Origin of the sequence: Agrobacterium sp. 22117, from assembly GCF_052045735.1 — a bacterium.
In the GTDB taxonomy this organism is placed as follows: domain Bacteria; phylum Pseudomonadota; class Alphaproteobacteria; order Rhizobiales; family Rhizobiaceae; genus Agrobacterium; species Agrobacterium cavarae.
The window spans coordinates 318,170-333,923 of sequence record NZ_JBQEPP010000002.1; the positions used below are offsets into that span (position 1 = coordinate 318,170).

Annotated in this window: 21 protein-coding genes; 9 read left to right on the top strand and 12 right to left on the bottom strand. The window is 60.0% G+C overall.

Annotated elements, in window-relative coordinates; all coding sequences use genetic code 11:
- Positions 1-131: 131 nt before the first annotated feature.
- Positions 132-1,199 (bottom strand): ABC transporter substrate-binding protein, encoded by a 1,068-nt coding sequence (locus ACTJKV_RS05920; protein WP_245495323.1) that lies wholly within the window; start codon positions 1,197-1,199, stop codon positions 132-134.
- Between the two features lie 123 nt (positions 1,200-1,322).
- Between ACTJKV_RS05920 and ACTJKV_RS05925 the strand changes: the two genes are divergently transcribed.
- The gene (locus ACTJKV_RS05925; RefSeq protein WP_062425152.1) at positions 1,323-2,003 is read left to right on the top strand and encodes a response regulator; all 681 of its coding nucleotides are present in this window, start codon (positions 1,323-1,325) and stop codon (positions 2,001-2,003) included.
- A complete protein-coding gene (locus tag ACTJKV_RS05930; protein ID WP_274103298.1) occupies positions 2,000-3,373 on the top strand; it encodes a sensor histidine kinase in 1,374 nt (457 codons plus the stop codon). The genes ACTJKV_RS05925 and ACTJKV_RS05930 overlap by 4 nt, the downstream gene beginning before the upstream one ends.
- Before the next feature lie 55 nt (positions 3,374-3,428).
- Here the strand turns inward: ACTJKV_RS05930 and ACTJKV_RS05935 are convergent, their stop codons facing one another.
- The 6 genes from ACTJKV_RS05935 to ACTJKV_RS05960 form a co-directional block, all read right to left on the bottom strand.
- Positions 3,429-3,788: a hypothetical protein gene (locus tag ACTJKV_RS05935; RefSeq protein ID WP_062425150.1), complete on the bottom strand. Its 360-nt coding sequence runs from the start codon at positions 3,786-3,788 to the stop codon at positions 3,429-3,431.
- A 203-nt stretch (positions 3,789-3,991) separates the two neighbouring features.
- Positions 3,992-4,297: an addiction module antidote protein gene (locus tag ACTJKV_RS05940; RefSeq protein ID WP_062439875.1), complete on the bottom strand. Its 306-nt coding sequence runs from the start codon at positions 4,295-4,297 to the stop codon at positions 3,992-3,994.
- A gap of 3 nt (positions 4,298-4,300) precedes the next feature.
- Positions 4,301-4,597, bottom strand: a complete 297-nt coding sequence (locus tag ACTJKV_RS05945; protein WP_062598826.1) for a type II toxin-antitoxin system RelE/ParE family toxin — start codon at positions 4,595-4,597, stop codon at positions 4,301-4,303.
- Positions 4,598-4,652: 55 nt separating this feature from the next.
- A complete protein-coding gene (gene purU, locus ACTJKV_RS05950) occupies positions 4,653-5,537 on the bottom strand; it encodes a formyltetrahydrofolate deformylase (RefSeq protein ID WP_112520849.1) in 885 nt (294 codons plus the stop codon).
- Positions 5,538-5,755: 218 nt separating this feature from the next.
- Positions 5,756-6,295, bottom strand: a complete 540-nt coding sequence (hutX, locus tag ACTJKV_RS05955) for a heme utilization cystosolic carrier protein HutX (RefSeq protein WP_440598529.1) — start codon at positions 6,293-6,295, stop codon at positions 5,756-5,758.
- Positions 6,292-6,639 carry an antibiotic biosynthesis monooxygenase family protein gene (locus ACTJKV_RS05960; RefSeq protein WP_062439883.1) on the bottom strand — a complete coding sequence of 116 codons (348 nt, stop codon included), beginning with the start codon at positions 6,637-6,639 and terminating at the stop codon, positions 6,292-6,294. The genes hutX and ACTJKV_RS05960 overlap by 4 nt, the downstream gene beginning before the upstream one ends.
- A 184-nt stretch (positions 6,640-6,823) precedes the next feature.
- Here ACTJKV_RS05960 and ACTJKV_RS05965 point away from each other — a divergent pair, with 184 nt between their 5' ends.
- From ACTJKV_RS05965 to ACTJKV_RS05975, 3 genes are read left to right on the top strand one after another with little or no spacing between them, the layout of a single operon-like run.
- Positions 6,824-7,711, top strand: coding sequence for a heme/hemin ABC transporter substrate-binding protein (locus ACTJKV_RS05965; RefSeq protein WP_274101869.1), 888 nt, complete (start codon positions 6,824-6,826; stop codon positions 7,709-7,711).
- 11 nt (positions 7,712-7,722) lie between these two features.
- Positions 7,723-8,796 carry a FecCD family ABC transporter permease gene (locus ACTJKV_RS05970; protein ID WP_440598600.1) on the top strand — a complete coding sequence of 358 codons (1,074 nt, stop codon included), beginning with the start codon at positions 7,723-7,725 and terminating at the stop codon, positions 8,794-8,796.
- Positions 8,793-9,575: a heme ABC transporter ATP-binding protein gene (locus ACTJKV_RS05975; protein ID WP_274101872.1), complete on the top strand. Its 783-nt coding sequence runs from the start codon at positions 8,793-8,795 to the stop codon at positions 9,573-9,575. Before ACTJKV_RS05970 ends, ACTJKV_RS05975 begins: the two co-directional genes overlap by 4 nt.
- 9 nt (positions 9,576-9,584) lie before the next feature.
- On the opposite strand, the gene ACTJKV_RS05980 is transcribed toward ACTJKV_RS05975, so the two are convergent.
- Complete coding sequence (locus ACTJKV_RS05980) at positions 9,585-9,950, bottom strand: YbaN family protein (protein WP_113180712.1); 366 nt, start codon at positions 9,948-9,950, stop codon at positions 9,585-9,587.
- Positions 9,951-10,206: 256 nt separating this feature from the next.
- Here ACTJKV_RS05980 and ACTJKV_RS05985 point away from each other — a divergent pair, with 256 nt between their 5' ends.
- Both ACTJKV_RS05985 and ung read left to right on the top strand, forming a co-directional pair.
- On the top strand, positions 10,207-10,602 hold the full coding sequence (locus ACTJKV_RS05985; RefSeq protein WP_062598821.1) for a VOC family protein: 396 nt from the start codon (positions 10,207-10,209) through the stop codon (positions 10,600-10,602).
- 24 nt (positions 10,603-10,626) lie between these two features.
- Entirely contained in the window at positions 10,627-11,319 is a 693-nt protein-coding gene (ung, locus tag ACTJKV_RS05990) for a uracil-DNA glycosylase (protein ID WP_274101873.1), read from the top strand.
- Between the two features lie 100 nt (positions 11,320-11,419).
- Here the strand turns inward: ung and ACTJKV_RS05995 are convergent, their stop codons facing one another.
- A complete protein-coding gene (locus tag ACTJKV_RS05995) occupies positions 11,420-11,839 on the bottom strand; it encodes a hypothetical protein (RefSeq protein WP_274101874.1) in 420 nt (139 codons plus the stop codon).
- A gap of 314 nt (positions 11,840-12,153) precedes the next feature.
- Here ACTJKV_RS05995 and ACTJKV_RS06000 point away from each other — a divergent pair, with 314 nt between their 5' ends.
- Both ACTJKV_RS06000 and ACTJKV_RS06005 read left to right on the top strand, forming a co-directional pair.
- A complete protein-coding gene (locus ACTJKV_RS06000) occupies positions 12,154-13,098 on the top strand; it encodes a VOC family protein (RefSeq protein ID WP_274101875.1) in 945 nt (314 codons plus the stop codon).
- Positions 13,099-13,158: 60 nt separating this feature from the next.
- Positions 13,159-13,770 (top strand): alpha/beta hydrolase, encoded by a 612-nt coding sequence (locus ACTJKV_RS06005; protein ID WP_274101876.1) that lies wholly within the window; start codon positions 13,159-13,161, stop codon positions 13,768-13,770.
- Between the two features lie 67 nt (positions 13,771-13,837).
- Here ACTJKV_RS06005 and ACTJKV_RS06010 read toward each other — a convergent pair whose 3' ends face one another.
- The 3 genes from ACTJKV_RS06010 to ACTJKV_RS06020 form a co-directional block, all read right to left on the bottom strand.
- Positions 13,838-14,419: a transglycosylase SLT domain-containing protein gene (locus ACTJKV_RS06010; protein WP_062598816.1), complete on the bottom strand. Its 582-nt coding sequence runs from the start codon at positions 14,417-14,419 to the stop codon at positions 13,838-13,840.
- Positions 14,420-14,522: 103 nt separating this feature from the next.
- A complete protein-coding gene (locus ACTJKV_RS06015; RefSeq protein WP_274102259.1) occupies positions 14,523-15,377 on the bottom strand; it encodes a TrmH family RNA methyltransferase in 855 nt (284 codons plus the stop codon).
- A complete protein-coding gene (locus ACTJKV_RS06020; protein ID WP_274101877.1) occupies positions 15,367-15,753 on the bottom strand; it encodes a hypothetical protein in 387 nt (128 codons plus the stop codon). The genes ACTJKV_RS06015 and ACTJKV_RS06020 overlap by 11 nt, the downstream gene beginning before the upstream one ends.
- Between the last annotated feature and the right edge of the window lies 1 nt (position 15,754).

The window sequence follows — 15,754 nt, forward strand, 5'->3', positions numbered from 1 at the left end:
TTTAACTGACGCGGGGTGAAGGTTGCGGTGTTTACGGGCTGTTAATTTTTACGAGAGGGTGTTTTGTTTCAGTCGCATCACGCCGGGCATCCCTCATTCCTGTCACAAGGACAGGAGTGAGTAGCGGGGTATTACTGCGACCGCAGCGCCTCGTTCCAGCGCTCGATGATGCGGGCGCGCTTGACCTGGTCGAGATAGACCATCAGGCCGGGGCTGACGGGAACAGGGCGCAATTGCGCACCGTGGATCGCCTGCATGGTGTTGGCAGTGTTTTCGCCGGCCACTTCCGGGCTGACGGCCGGGATCTGCAGTTGCCGTGCCATGATCGTCTGGCCTTCCTTCGACATGAAGAACTGCAGATAGCGGCGGCCGAGTTCTGGATTGGCTGCGGCTTGTGGCACGAGGCCGATGCGTGACATGACGACGGTATAATCGCTTGGCAGCATGATGCCGACATCCGGGTGGCGGGCAGCCCAGTCGGCGGCGTATGAACCGAGGATGTTGTAACCCAGCACGAAGCGGCCATCGGAGATGCGCTCGAGAATGGCTGAGCTGGTGGAGTAGACCTTTACGCCCGCGGCACCCATGGCCTTGATGACATTCCAGATATCGCCGAACTGCTCCTGGTCGCGCGACATGAAGAGAAAGCCGACGCCGGAGCGCTCGATATCATAGGTGGCGATGCGGCCGTGGATATCCTTGGCATGGCGCTGAAGATAGTCGACGAACTCGGCGCGGCTTGTCGGTGGCTTCTCGTTGACGAAGCTCGGCTTGTGATAGACGAAAACGGCGGGCTCGAAGGTCAGCGCGTAAGCGGTGTTGCGCCAGTTGGCCCAGGCGGGCCAGAGCGCGCTGCCGGGCAGGTCCGAGCGCTGGGCGTAGCCGTCATTGCTGAGCTTGACCTGAAGGTCCATGGCGGAGGAAAAGGCAAAATCGGCGGTCTTCTTGCCGCTATCGGTCTCTGCCACGATGCGGTCGTAGATCTCGCCGGTCAGCATGTCCTCATAGGAGACGGCCACATCCGGGTTGGCGCGCTGAAAGCCTTCGATCATCGGTGTGGCGAGCGGCTCATCGAGCGAGGAATAGACCACCAGCGTTTGCGCATCCTTCTTCCCCGAAAGCGCGGGAAAGAGCATCGGCTGCGCTTGCGAGGCGGCAGTGCCGAGAAGGACAAGACAAAGGGCAAGGGCAATACGCATGGGCGCAATCATGCCGCAGGGCGTTGTTCTTCACAAGCGGGGTTCATGAGCGGTCGCTTCGAGATGGGCATTCACAAGCGCGAGCGACTTCGCTAACGTCCGTATGAGAGAGGGATTTTAGGTTTGCGCATTCTGCTGGTGGAGGACAATCAGGTTCTGTCGGAGGGACTGTCGGCGCTGTTGCGTGGCAGTGGCTATGCCGTGGACGTGGTGTCCGATGGCAATTCGGCCGATGCGGCAATTGCCGCTGAAAACTTCGACCTTGTCATTCTCGATCTCAATCTTCCGGAGAAGGATGGCATCGATGTGCTGCGCTCCATGCGCGCGCGCCAGGACAAGGCCGCCGTGTTGATCCTGACGGCGCGCGGCACGCCCGAGGAGAAGGTGAGGGGGCTCGATCTCGGCGCCGACGACTACATGATCAAGCCCTTCGACATTGCCGAGTTCGAGGCGCGGGTGCGGGTGCTTCTGCGGCGCAATGCCGGCCTGCGTTCCTCACTCGTCAGCTTCGGCAACGTCTCCTTCGATCTCACCTCGCGCACCTTTTCCGCCGGTGGTCATCCGCTCGATCTTCCGGCGCGCGAAGTGGCGCTGCTGGAGGTCCTCTTCATGCGGGCGGGCAAGGTGGTGGCGAAGGAGGCGATCGTCCAGTCGCTGACGGGCTTTGACGACGAGCTTTCCGGCAATGCCATCGAGCAATATGTCAGCCGGTTGCGCAAGCGTCTTGCACCCCACGGGCTGACGGTGAAGACGGCGCGTGGCATTGGCTACTATCTCGAAAGGCTGGCCGAGGCCGCCGAATGAGAAAGGTCGCCTATTCGCTTCGGCGCAGGCTTCTCGGCTGGCTCTTGGTGTCTACCGCGATCATCGGCTGCGTGGCGCTTGCCGACACCTATCGCGAAGCGATCAACACCGCCAATATCGTCTCGGACCGTGTGCTCTCCGGTTCGGCGCTTGCCATTGCCGAGCGCGTCGTGGTGGCGGAGAACGGCACGCTGGAAGTCGATATTCCCTATGTCGCGCTGGAAATGCTGACGTCAGCTGCGCAGGATCGCGTGTTTTACCGGGTGGATGGGCCGAACGGCCAGTTTCTCACCGGCTACCAGAACCTTCCTTCGGTGAATGGCCTGCAAGGGGATAGCCCGCGCTATATGGACGGCGTGTTCCGTGGCGAGCCGATCCGGATCGCGGGCCTTCGCCGCTTTGCCTCCACCGGGATCAACTCCGTGCCCTTCACGGTCACGGTGGCGGAAACCACCATTGCCCGCAGCCGCCTTGCCCGCGCCATCATCCTGCGCTCGGCGCTGCGATTGCTGCTGATGATCCTCGGTGCCGCAGCGATTGTCTGGGTGGCAGTGACTATATCGCTTCGGCCTCTCTATCGCTTGAGCGAGGCGATCGACGAGCGCAGCCCGGACGATCTGCATCCGATCCGTCAATCCGTACCGGTCGAGGTCGAGAACCTGGTGGAGACGGTCAACTCCTTCATGGTACGGCTGCAATCGGCGCTCGATGCTCTTCGCCATTTCACCGGCAACGCCAGCCACCAGTTGCGCACGCCGCTTGCCATCATCCGCACGCAGCTGGCGCTGGCCGCGCGTGCCCAGACGCTGGAAGAGGCCAAGGCAGCAGCGAAGAAGGGCGATGCTTCCGTTGCGCATGCCGAGCATATTCTGGCGCAGCTTCTGCGCATGGCCAATATCGATGCCGCGGGCTCCGGCGAGAAGCAGAGCCTCATCGCTGTCGATCTCGTTTCACTTGCCCAATCGGTAACGGCGGATTTCGTGCCGAGTGCGGCAGACGCCGATATCGATCTCGGTTTTGAGGAGGTGGAGCCCGCGACCGTCGAGGCTGAACCGCTGCTGCTTCGCGAACTTCTCGGCAACCTCATCAGCAATGCGATTGCTTATGCGGGACGCGGCAGTGAGATCACCGTGCGGGTGCGCAAGATCGATGGCAGGGCCTGTCTGGAAGTAGAGGACAACGGCATCGGCATCCCACCGGAGAAGCGCGCTATCGTGCGCCAGCGCTTTGCGCGCGGCGAGGGGAATGTGGCGCCCGGCGCTGGGCTGGGCCTGGCGATCGTCGAGGAGATCGCAACGCTCTTCAAGGCGGAGCTGGTTCTCGAAGATGGCGCGGGTGGACAGGGGCTGAAAGCGTCGATCCGGTTCTGATCGACAAGGGTGAAGCGGCAGGGCAGCGCATCGCCACCCTGCCACATCCAATGGCTTAATCGTTCATCTTGTCGATGAGCTGCATCATGATATCGGCGCAAGCTTTCATCGGTTCATCGTCGGCGCATTTAACGTCGATCTTGGTTTCGCCGCTCTCGATGCGGAAATGCGCACCCTTGGAAGGTGGCGGCGGCGGAGGCATATGACCGCGCGGGCCGTCCGGACCTGGACCATCTGGGCCGGGGCCACGCTCCATAGGACCGCGAGGGCCTGGTGGCGGTGGCGGCGGCGGAGCGTCGGGCTTTGCCATTCCGTCAGCCGGCGCTGCCGGCGGAGGCGGCGGTGGTGGCTGCTGGGCAAAGGCGGTTCCGGCCGCAAGGAAAAGCGCGGCGCCGGCGATAATCAACTTTTTCATGGGGAAGCCTCTTGGTTGGACTGCGCAAAAGAAACGGCACGGAGCGCCGTCAGTTGCTTATGGTCCAAAATTATTTTTGGCTTCCCCGGGAAGACGCTGCCTACAGCATCGGCCCGAAAATCGGAATCGATTTTCGGAAAGCACGATGCGTAGATCAAAGAAGATAGAGCGTCCTTTGTGCGTCCAATAGGACGCACGGCGCTCTAAGCCGCGGCATCGGTCTGCGTTTTAGCGACCAAAGAGAGCCTGTAGCCCAGAGCATCGGCCACCTTGCTGATGGTGCCGAGTTCTGGATTCCCTTCTCCGCTCAACGCCTTGTAGAGTGTCTGCCGGGACAGGCCGGTCTGCTTGGACAGATCGGTCATGCCCTTGGCGCGAGCTACGACGCCCAAGGCATGTGCAATCTCTGCCGCGTCGCCGCTCTCGGTGGCGTCAGCGAGATAAGCGGCGATTGCCTCTTCGTTATCGAGATAACGTGCTGCGTCGAACTCACGAGTTTCCACGGCCATGGCCTACTCCTTCAACGCCTTGGCAAGTGCCTTGGCTTGTGAAATGTCCCGGCTCTGCGAGCTCTTATCTCCACCGCAGAGCAGCACGATAATGAGCTTACCCTCCTGAATGAAATAGACCCGGTAGCCGGGACCGTAATCGATCCTCAGCTCACTGACGCCCTCGCCAACCGGCTTGACATCGCCGGGATTGCCCCGCTGGAGCCTATCGACCCGCCGGACAATCCGCGCTCGCGCCTGAACGTCTTTAAGCTTGGTCAGCCAGTTCGAGAACTCCATTGTTTCGCGAATGGTGAACATCTGAAGTGTAAACTATGGTTGTCTATTTGTCAAAGAATGATGGTGGGCGGAAACGTTACCCCATCCGCTCCGACGCATAGGAACCCGGGCTTGGCGGGAAGACCACGGTGCGGTTGCCGTTGATGAAGGTGCGGTGGTGGATATGCGCATGGATAGCACGCGCCAGAACCTGGCTTTCCACATCGCGGCCAAGCGAGACGTAATCGTCTGCCGACTGGGCGTGGGTGATGCGTACCGTGTCCTGCTCGATGATCGGACCTTCGTCGAGATCGGCTGTGACGTAGTGGGCGGTGGCGCCAATCAGCTTCACGCCACGCTCATAGGCCTGCTTGTAGGGGTTGGCGCCCTTGAAGCTTGGCAGGAAGGAGTGGTGGATGTTGATGATCTTGCCGGACATCTTGCGGCACATGTCGTCTGACAGCACCTGCATGTAGCGTGCCAGGACCACGAGTTCGGTGCCGGTGCTTTCGATCAGGTCGTTCAGTTGCGCTTCGGCCTTCGGCTTGTTTTCCTTCGTCACCTTGATGTGGTGGAAGGGAATGTCGTGGTTGACGACAACCTTCTGGTAATCGAAGTGGTTGGAAACGACGCCGACGATATCGATCGGCAGCGCGCCGATCTTCCAGCGATAGAGCAGATCGTTGAGACAATGACCGAAACGCGAGACCATCAGCAGCGTCTTGGTGCGTTCGCCATCGCTGAAAATTTCGGCTTCCATCTTGAAGCGCTCGGCAACCGGCTTGAAGCCTTCCTTGATGTCTGAAAGCGACACGCCCTCTTCCGAAATGAAGGAGACGCGCATGAAGAACTTGCCAGTTTCGAGGTCGTCGAATTGCGAGCTATCGACGATGTTGCAACCCTTGTCCGCGAGATAACCCGAGATGGCGGCGACGATGCCGCGTGTGGATTTGCAAGCTACGGTCAATACATAGGTCGTCATCTGGTCTTACCCCTCGCGATCTTTATGGTGCCTAATAGCGCAAGCGTGCGTGGGCGCAAGTCCTCCATCGCGCCGCTTTTGCGCTTCAGATCAATGTATGGAATTCATAAGGCACGCGCAGGGCGCGGAACATGCCGGGAGCGACATCGGCTGTTCAAAGCAGGAGTGGCGTCGGGCTGCCGAGATGGGATCATTCGGCAGCCCCTGATTCATGACCGTCAGGCGCGAAAACTATCGCGAAGGGTCTGGAAGCGGGCGACCTGGTGGGGCAGCAATTCCTTCTCCGCATCGCGACGCACGAAGATCTTGAACATGGCGCTGCCCGCCGCATTCATGAACCAGACCGAGAGCGACCGGCGTCCATGAAAGGTACGGTCGACGAAGGCGATGGAGGCGCAGGCCTCTTTCTTGATATGGCCGCCAATCGGGCTATCGCCGTGGATGTTGAACCAGCCATGTCCCTCGCTGCCTTCCGGCAACGTGCCTGCCACTTCGAAGACGATATCCGGCGTCTGGACGATCATCAGGATTTCGCCCCAACTGCGAAGCTCTTCCCAGATGGCGTTGAAGCTTTCGGCAGGCGCCTGGACAGCAGCACCGGGCGGCAGGATCGCCAGAATTTCGGCAGGTGTCACCTCAGCCTTGCCGGCAATGGCTTCCACCACACCATCGGGCTTTTCGGCGAGCGCGGCTTGAGCGCGGGCGCGGCGTTCGGTTGCCTCGTTCGAAGCGTTCAGCGTTGCGGCTGTCATCGTCATGCGGCGACCGAACGGGTTTCGCCGTTGGCGTCTTCATGGATGATCACATCGAAGCCTTCGAAATGCGGGCCTGAGAGATATTCGACCTTGCCGCGATTGTTGCCGGCATTGGCATGGGCAGCGCGGAACTGCTCGGAGCGCGTCCATGCGGTGAAATCGTCCTTGGTGGCCCAGACGGTGTGCGATGCGTAAAGCGTATGGTCTTCGGCCTTCGGGCCTTTCAGCATATGAAACTCCAGATAGCCGGGCATTTCGGCCAAATGGCGCTTGCGCTCGCGCCAGATGGTCTCAAAGGCCTCTTCATAGCCCGGGACGACGCGGAAGCGGTTCATTGCGATAAACATTGGGGTCTCCATTAAGTGGTGTATGCTACTCAGGATATTGAGCGCCTCGGCAAATGAAAAGAGGAAAATAGAAAAGATAACGCTCATACTCCACTTTATCGGATTGTGCGCATTTTAAAGATGTGTAAATAACTCAACTTATAGGCGGCACGCCTGCCGCACCGTTCGATAGCAGGGTTATGACATGCCGGTTTTCACGCGTTCCGCTCTCTTTGGTGTTGTTTTGCCAGCGCTCGCCGCGCTCGTGCCGTTGCACGCCGCCGCCTCGGACAAGGGCAATCCTGAGGCGAAGCGGATCGTTGCCGTCGGCGGTACGATCACGGAAATCCTTTATGCACTGGGTGCGGGCGAGCGCGTGATTGCGCGCGATTCCACCAGCACCTATCCTGCCGAGGCCATGCAAAAGCCGGACGTCGGCTACATGCGTGCGCTCTCCTCCGAAGGCGTTCTGGCGCAGAAGCCGGACCTCATCCTTTCCGAAGACGGTGCCGGGCCGCCGGACGTGATCGGCATCCTGAAAGCCAGTGAAGTGCCGATGGTGACGATCGATACCCCGCCGGATGCCAGGGCAATCGCCAAGAAGATTGAAGACGTTGGGGCGGCGGTCGGTCTGGACGATAAAGCGAAGGTGCTGGCCGACAAGGTCGATGCTGAGCTTGCTGCTCTCTCCAAGGATGTCGCCACCGTCGGCGACAAGAAAAAGCGGGTTCTCTTCGTGTTGTCCATGGCCGGAGGCCGCATCATGGCGGCGGGCAAGGATACCGAAGCGGCTGCGATCATCGAGCTTGCAGGCGGCGTCAATGCCGCGCCCGAGATTACCGGCTACAAGCCGCTGACGGACGAAGCGGTGATTGCCGCAGCACCCGATGTCATTCTCACCATGCAGCGTGGCGATCACGCGGCGAAGCCCGACGAGGTCTTTGCACTGCCCGCCTTCCAGTCCACACCCGCTGCTGCCGCAAAAGCCCTGATCAGCATGGACGGGCTTTACCTGATCGGCTTTGGCCCGCGCACGCCCGCTGCCGGTCGTGAGCTTGCGTCCAAACTCTATCCGGAGATCGTCAAGCCGTGAGTGCGATTGCGATGAATGCGGCTGCGGGAAGGGTGCCAGGAGATCGCTCCCGCAAGGGCGTCGTGACGCTTGGCGCACTCTGCCTCATCCTGTTTCTCGCCTGTCTCGTGTCGCTGGCAAGCGGCCCGACAGGCGTTGGCTTGCATGAACTCTGGCTTTATTTTACCGGCGGTGCCGAGGGCATGGATGCGCGTGACCGCATCATTCTGGAGGCCGTGCGCCTGCCGCGCACCGGGCTTGGGCTGATGATCGGTGCTGCCCTTGCCGTTTCGGGTGCGATGATGCAGGGGCTGTTTCGCAATCCTCTGGCCGACCCTGGCCTTGTCGGCGTGACCTCGGGTGCCGCCCTCTTTGCCGTTGCGGCATTGGCGCTGGGCGGCGGGCTGCTTGCGCCGCTGTCGCTCTTGCTCGGCGTCCACTTTCTGCCGGTCATGGCCTTTGCCGGCGGGCTGATCAACACATTCCTTCTCTACATTATTGCCACGCGCAATGGCGCCACCTCGACCACGGTGCTGATCCTTGCCGGCATTGCGGTGGCCGCCTTGAGCGGTGCCCTGACGGGCCTGATGATCTTCATGGCGGACGACCGGGCGCTACGCGACATCACCTTCTGGAGCCTTGGCTCGCTTGGCGGCGCCACCTCCACCAAGGTGCTGGCGACGCTGCCCTTCGTGCTGGCGATCCTTGTCAGCATTCCCTTCGTCTCCAAGGGGCTGGATGCGCTGATCCTTGGCGATGCCGCGGCTTTTCACATGGGGATTCCGGTGCAGCGGCTGAAGCGCATCGTTATCGTCGTCGTGGCCGCTGCCTGTGGCGCAAGTGTCGCGGCGGCGGGCTCCATCGGCTTTGTCGGCATTGTCGTGCCGCACCTGCTGCGCCTCGTCATCGGCTCGTCGCATCGTTTCCTGCTGCCCTCCTCGGCCATTGGCGGAGCGGCACTTCTGCTGCTTGCGGACAGTTTTGCCCGCACCGTCGCCGCTCCTGCCGAATTGCCGATCGGGGTGGTCATGGCGCTGATCGGTGCACCGGTCTTCCTCTTCCTGCTGCTTGGCAAGAACGGTCTCGGTCTGAGGAGCACGACATGATTTCGGCGCGCAATGTCACCGTCACGCGTGGAGAGCGGCATCTGATCGATGACGTGTCGATCAGCCTTGCACCTGGGACTTTCAGCATCATCATCGGCCCCAATGGTGCGGGAAAATCGACCTTGATGAAGGTGTTGTGCGGCGAGATGACGCCCGATCAGGGTCATGTCGCCTATGGCAATGTCGACCTCTCGGTTTTCTCTCCGGTGCAACTCGCGCGCCGTCGCGCCGTGCTGCCGCAGAGCACGGTACTCGCCTTTCCCTTCACCGCGCTTGAAATCGTGCGGATGGGTGCGGTGGCGCAAGGGTCGCGCACCCCGGATGAACAGGCACGACGCGCGCTTGCGAAAGTGGGCTTGAGCGGCTTCGAGGGCCGGGCCTACAACATGCTGTCTGGCGGAGAGCAGCAACGGGTGCAGTTTGCCCGTGCGCTTGCCCAGGTGCCGCTTGCCGTGGAGAACGGCGAAAGCCGTGTGCTGCTTCTCGACGAGCCGACCTCCAGCCTCGATCTCGGTCATCAGATTTCCGTCCTGGAAACAACGAAAGACTTTGTTGCGGCTGGCGGCACGGTGCTGGCGATCCTCCACGATCTCAATCTTGCGGCGGAGTTTGCTGATCAACTTATCGTCATGCACCGTGGCACCGTCACCGCGTGCGGATCGGCGCTCGAGACCATCAATGACGAAACCATTGCGCGGGTCTATGGCGTAGGTGGCGCGGTCGGGCGTCTGCCGGCCGATCACATCGCCTATGTGCTGCCCCAGGCGCGGCACCGTTAGGCCGCTCGTTCAGTCCTTCGGCGGCGATGGCCGCGTGACGACGAAGGTTCCGGCGCCGATCATCACCACCGCGACGATCAATGCATGAAGCGCCAACGGGGCCATGATGATGAGGTAAAACAGATAACTCATTGTCATCAAAGAGACTGCGGCGATCTTGGCGCGCCGCGGAATGGCGCCGTGTTCGCGCCAGTTGCGCAAGGATTTGCCGAAGCGTGGGTGGTTCAGCAGCCATGCCTCCAGTCGCGGCGACGATTTGGAAAAACACCAGAGCGCCAGCAGAAGAAACGGCGTCGTCGGCAGCACGGGCAAAAACGCACCGACCACACCGGTGGCGACCATCAGACAGCCAAGACAGAGATAAACAATGCGCATATCTGCCGGTAACACGGGCGTGCCATTCCTGACAAAGAAAAAGCGTGGCAGACCCTCGTTCCGAGCCAAGGGGTTGAACTCTCTGCCTTTCGGCTTTATCTGGCTGCCAAAATGCCGGGGTACAACCGGCCCAGCATGGTCCGCGCAATATGCGTTGCGGTTTTGCGATAAGGACATGCGACAAAACAAAAACTCGAAGCGTGAGGCGCGAATCCGAAAGATCGCGACACGCTTTAACAGGAAGAAGGAAAACACCATGGCCAAGCTGATCCACTCGATGGTCCGGGTGCTGGACGAGACGCGTTCGGTGAATTTCTACAAGCAGGCTTTCAATCTCGATGTTGCCGAGCGCTTCGAATTCGAAACCTTCACGTTGATTTATCTGAGCAACAGCCAGGGCGACTTCGAACTGGAACTGACGGTCAACAAGGGCCGCGAGGTGCCGTATGCGCTGGGTGACGGCTACGGCCATCTTGCCGTCAGCGTCGACGATGTGGATGCAGAGCATGCCCGCCTTTCCGAACTCGGCCTTTCGGTTGGCAAGATCATCGAGGCGGATTACAAAGGCATGCCGTTCGCCAAATATTTCTTCATCTGCGATCCGGACGGCTACAAGATCGAAGTGCTGCAGCGCGGCAATCGCTTCAAGTAAGAAGCTTACAGGGGACGGCTCACCATGGCAGAGGCTGGCGTAAAACTCGAAGAGAGCTGGAAACAGGCGCTTTCGGGTGAATTCGACAGCCAGTATATGCAGAAGCTGAAAGGCTTTCTGCTGGCCGAAAAGGACGCCGGCAAGCAGATCTTTCCCAAGGGGCCGGAGTATTTTCGCGCGCTCGATCTGACCCCGCTCAACGAGGTCAAGGTCGTGATCCTAGGGCAGGACCCGTATCATGGTCCGGGCCAGGCGCATGGTCTCTGCTTTTCCGTGCGCCCCGGCGTGCGCATTCCGCCCTCGCTCGTCAATATCTACAAGGAATTGCAGAGCGATCTCGGCGTCCACCCAGTCAAGCACGGCTTTCTGGAAAGCTGGGCCAAGCAGGGCGTTCTGCTTCTCAACAGCGTCCTGACGGTGGAGCAGGCGCGGGCCGCCTCGCATCAGGGAAAAGGCTGGGAGACGTTCACCGACGCCGTCATCCGCGCCGTCAACGAGCAGTGCGATCATGTCGTCTTCCTGCTCTGGGGCGCTTACGCCCAGAAGAAGGCGTCCTTCGTCGATCAGCGCAAACATCTGGTGCTGAAATCGGCCCACCCATCGCCGCTTTCCGCCCATAACGGCTTCTTCGGCAACCACCATTTCTCCAAGGCCAATGCCTTCCTCATCTCGCATGGAAGAGACCCGATCGACTGGCAGTTGCCGGACGAAGTGTAAGGGCTTTGCTCGTCAGGAGTCATGCAAAAACCCGCAGCGCCGAATGAGCGCATGCGGGTTCCAACACGACCGTCCGAGCGGTCTCAGCCTTTAACGTCAATCACTTGACGACGTTGATCTCGGCGACAGAATCTCGCACCACACCGTCCTTGTATGAGTTGCGGATCACAACCTTGTCACTGCCGGTGAACCCCTTTTTCGAGGTGTAATAAGCGGCGGCCCCTTGCACGTCTTTTCCGGTGCATTTTGCATAGGTCCCGTGGAATTTTCCATCTAGCTTTTCGTGGACGATGTCGACGGTGCCGTGTTGAGGGGCTTGCAGAACGCGCAGTTCCGGGATGACGCGAGCGCTGCAATCTCCCTTCACCGCGACAGCCCAATCGATTTTGGTGCGCTCGCCGCTGAGGGCGTTCTTTGTATAAGTGGTTTGCTTGATGCCTTCGGCATTCGTGGTGACACAGCTTGATACTGCAGTGGAAATCAATATTGCGGCAGAAATTTTAAGGAGGATTTTGTTCATGGTGGTTGTCCCAACCGAGGAATTTACACGCGAAATCTAGAAGTGCCGGTAGTACAGTCAAATTAAATTTCGTTTAGAATTGCGCATGTATTTCAGCGACTTGAGATATAGTGAGAAAACAACTGTCAGCGAGGAATCTGCGTAATTGCAGATAAGCTGGTGACGATTGACAGCCCAGAACTGTTCTCGGAAAAAGAACGATCCGTTCTGATTGTTCACTCTATGCGTCAGGGCCGATCTGCACCATCTTCAGCCCATCAAACACGGCACCTGCTTCCAGAGTGAAGCCCCCGCCGAAGCACAAGGGTTTTATCATGTTGAACCAGATCAAGGGCCTGCACCACGTCACCTCCATGGCCGCGAGTGCATCGGGCAACAACCGCTTCTTCACCGATACGCTGGGCCTGCGCCGGGTCAAGCAGACCGTCAATTTCGACGCGCCGGATGTCTATCACCTGTATTATGGTGATGAGGTCGGTTCGCCGGGCTCGGTCATGACCTACTTTCCGTTTCCGCATATTGCTCGCGGGCGTCCGGGTACGGGTGAAGTCGGCACCACGCTATTTTCAATTCCAGAAGGGTCGCTCGGTTATTGGCAGGATCGCCTCTCCAAGGCGAATGTCGAGGGGCTGAAGAGCGATGAAGCCTTTGGCAACAAGCGCCTGCATTTTGCTGGCCCCGATGGCGATGGCTTTGCTCTGGTGGAAGTCAAGGATGACAGCCGGGCGCAGTTCACTGGCAATGGTGTCGGCCAGGATCAGGCGATCCATGGTTTCCAGGGTGCGTCGCTGCGCCTACGCGATGAGGGTGCGACAGCGGAGCTTTTGAAGTTCATGGGCTATCAGGAAGTAGACCGGCAGGATGGCGTTGTCCGTCTTGGCATTCCCGGTGGCAATGGTGCCGATGTGATCGATATCGAGACGATGCCAAATATCTCCGGCGCGCGTCTGGGTGCCGGTTCCGTCCATCACATCGCCTTTGCTGTCGAAAACCGTGCAAAGCAGTTGGAGGTTCGCAAAGCGCTGATGGATACGGGGTATCAGGTCACGCCGGTCATCGACCGCGATTACTTCTGGGCGATCTATTTCCGGACGCCGGGTGGGGTGCTGTTCGAGATCGCCACCAACGAGCCGGGCTTCGATCGCGATGAGGATACCGCGCATCTGGGTGAGACGCTGCAACTACCCGAGCAGCACCAGCATCTGCGGCCCTTCCTTGAGCAGCATCTCGAGCCGCTCGATGGTTCGCTAAAGGCTTGAACATCAGGGGAACGAGGCTGGCTCAAACGCCGGCCTCGTAGAGGATTTGAGGAGTACGAGATGAGCATCGACAGTTACATTCATAAGCTGCGCGCCGGCACGCCCGGCCAGCCGGCTTTCTTTGTCTTTCACGGCACGGGCGGCGACGAGAACCAGTTCTTCGATTTCGCCTCACGGCTTTTGCCAAGCGCAAGCGTGATTTCGCCACGAGGTGATGTTTCCGAACATGGCGCGGCGCGATTCTTCCGCCGCAAGGCCGAAGGCGTCTATGATCTTGACGACCTTGACCGGGCGACCCGCCGCATGGCCAATTTCGTTACGGCGCACCGCGACGCGCATCAGGCGGGCAAGGTTGTTGGGCTCGGCTTTTCCAATGGCGCGAATATCCTTGCCAATATCCTGATCGAATTCCCCGATCTCTTCGATGCGGCAGCGCTCATGCATCCGCTTATTCCGTTCGAGCCGAAAGCGGCGCCTGCGCCGCAGACACGTCGGGTTCTGATCACGGCCGGGGAGCGCGACCCGATTTGCCCGGTGCCGATGACCAAGACCTTTGCGGACTATCTGAAAGCCCAAGGCGGAGAGGTCACGGAAGAATGGCATCCGGGCGGGCATGAGATTCGGTCGAATGAAATCGAAGCGGTGCGGACGTTTTTGACGCCTTATATGTGAGGCGTAAGAGAAGCGGCGGCCAAGCCTATTTGCGGCTCAGCCGCGGCTATTTCTCAATAGCCGCTTGTCAATAGCCGCATTGGCGAAGCTGTGCTTCGTAGCGGATCGCCATATTGGCCGAGCGCCGCGCCGCCTTTTGAATGGCGGTGTTGTTGCGCCACACGCCATTGGCGTAGCCGCCATGGCCGGAGTAATACGCGAGATAGAGGTTGTAGGGGTCGTTCAGCGCAATGCCGTTCTGGCGGTTGCTGGTGGAGTGATACCAGCCGACGAAATGAATGGCGTCGGTGAAGTCGGTGCGGCTGGCGCCCCAGCGACCGGTTTCGCGGCGGTAACGATCCCACGTACCGTCCAGCGCCTGGGCATAGCCATAGGCGGTGGATTTACGCTTCCACGGGATGAAGCCGAGAAGCTTGGTGCGCGGCGGGCGGGCATAGGGCTGGAAGCTCGATTCCGTATAGATCGTCGCCATCATCACCGGCACGGGCACGCCGAACTCGCGTTGTGCGGCCTCGGCATCCTTGCGCCAGTTGTTGAACATGCCGTTGCGCTGTTCGAAAATGGCACAGGCATTGGTAATCTGCGACGGGGCTGTCGCACAACCTGCCAGAACGATCAAAAGAAAAAGGGCGACAAAAACGCTACGCATCGCGAAAACCTTTCGTTCCGCGCATTAGTAAATCGTAAATCTTAATGCTCGGTTTTGAGACAGGGTTAATGCAAATGCGATCTGTTAAGGACCTGTTAACCGCTCAGATACGGCCCATGGCCGACGCCATCTGGTAGAGTGCGAGACCGGATGCGGTGCCAGCGTTGAGGCTATCGAGCTGCGGCGATTGGGCGATGCGCGCCGAATGGAAGCGCGAGAGCACGGCAGGCGGCAGTCCCTCTCCTTCGGTGCCAATCACGAGCGCCATGCGGGGCGAGGGCGGGATATGTCGGATTTCCGTTTTGCCGGCTGGCGAGAGGCTCCAGATCTCGAAACCTTCATTTGCCAGTGCCTCCAGCATGGAAAGCGCGTCTCCGCCGCGATGATAGGGGACGGAGAGGACCGAGCCGACAGAGACGCGCAGCGCCTTACGATAGAGCGGATCACAGGAGGTGGAGTCCAGAAACACCGCGTCCGCCATGAAGGCTGCGGCGTTGCGAAACATGGCGCCCATATTGTCGTGGTTGGAAAGGCCGCAGCCTGCGACGACCAGCGAGGCTTCCGGCAGGCTGGCAATCGTCTGCGCTCTGTCGCGGCTTCCCACCCTCACGCCCAAAGCCAATATGCCCCGGTGCAAGTGAAAGCCGACGATGGTGTCCAGGACCTCGGCCTCAGCGACATAGACCGGCACGTCTGCTGGAAAATCGGAGAGAATATCCAGTACGCCGGCGAGGCGATTTTTCAGGATCAGGATGCATTCGGCGCGGAAATCGCCGCCTGTCTTGTGGGCTGCCGCCAGCATGCGCAGCACAACCGTGCCTTCGACGATAAATTTGCCGTGCCTGCCGGTCAGGTCGCGTTCCTTGATGTCGCGAAAGGCAGCGATCCTTGGATCGTCCGCTCGCTCTATCGCAATGGGACGCGCGCCATTCGGCAGGGCAGGCAGATCATTGAGCATCGATGGTGACGTCTGCGACGAAGCGGCGTGTCTGGACATTGAAGACCAGCGCCTTGCGTGTGCCGTTGGCGAGGCGACCATAGAACAGCATGTCGCCATTGGCGAAGGAGACGTTCTCGATGGTGAAGCCCTGCGGCAGGCTTGCGGTTGCCGAGACCGGCTGATCGGACGGCACCTGCATGGACTGGCTCGCCGCCGGTGTGGCGGTTTTCGATGATCCCATCGCCTTGTAGACAACCGCGCCGAAGACGGCCATAAGGCTGATAAACATCACCAAGCCCGACACGATCTGCAAACGGATCATCTTGCGGCGAACTTTTTCCATGGCCGGGTCTAGCGGCTTGTCGTCCTGTTCGTCTTGCTCGATCTGCGTCATC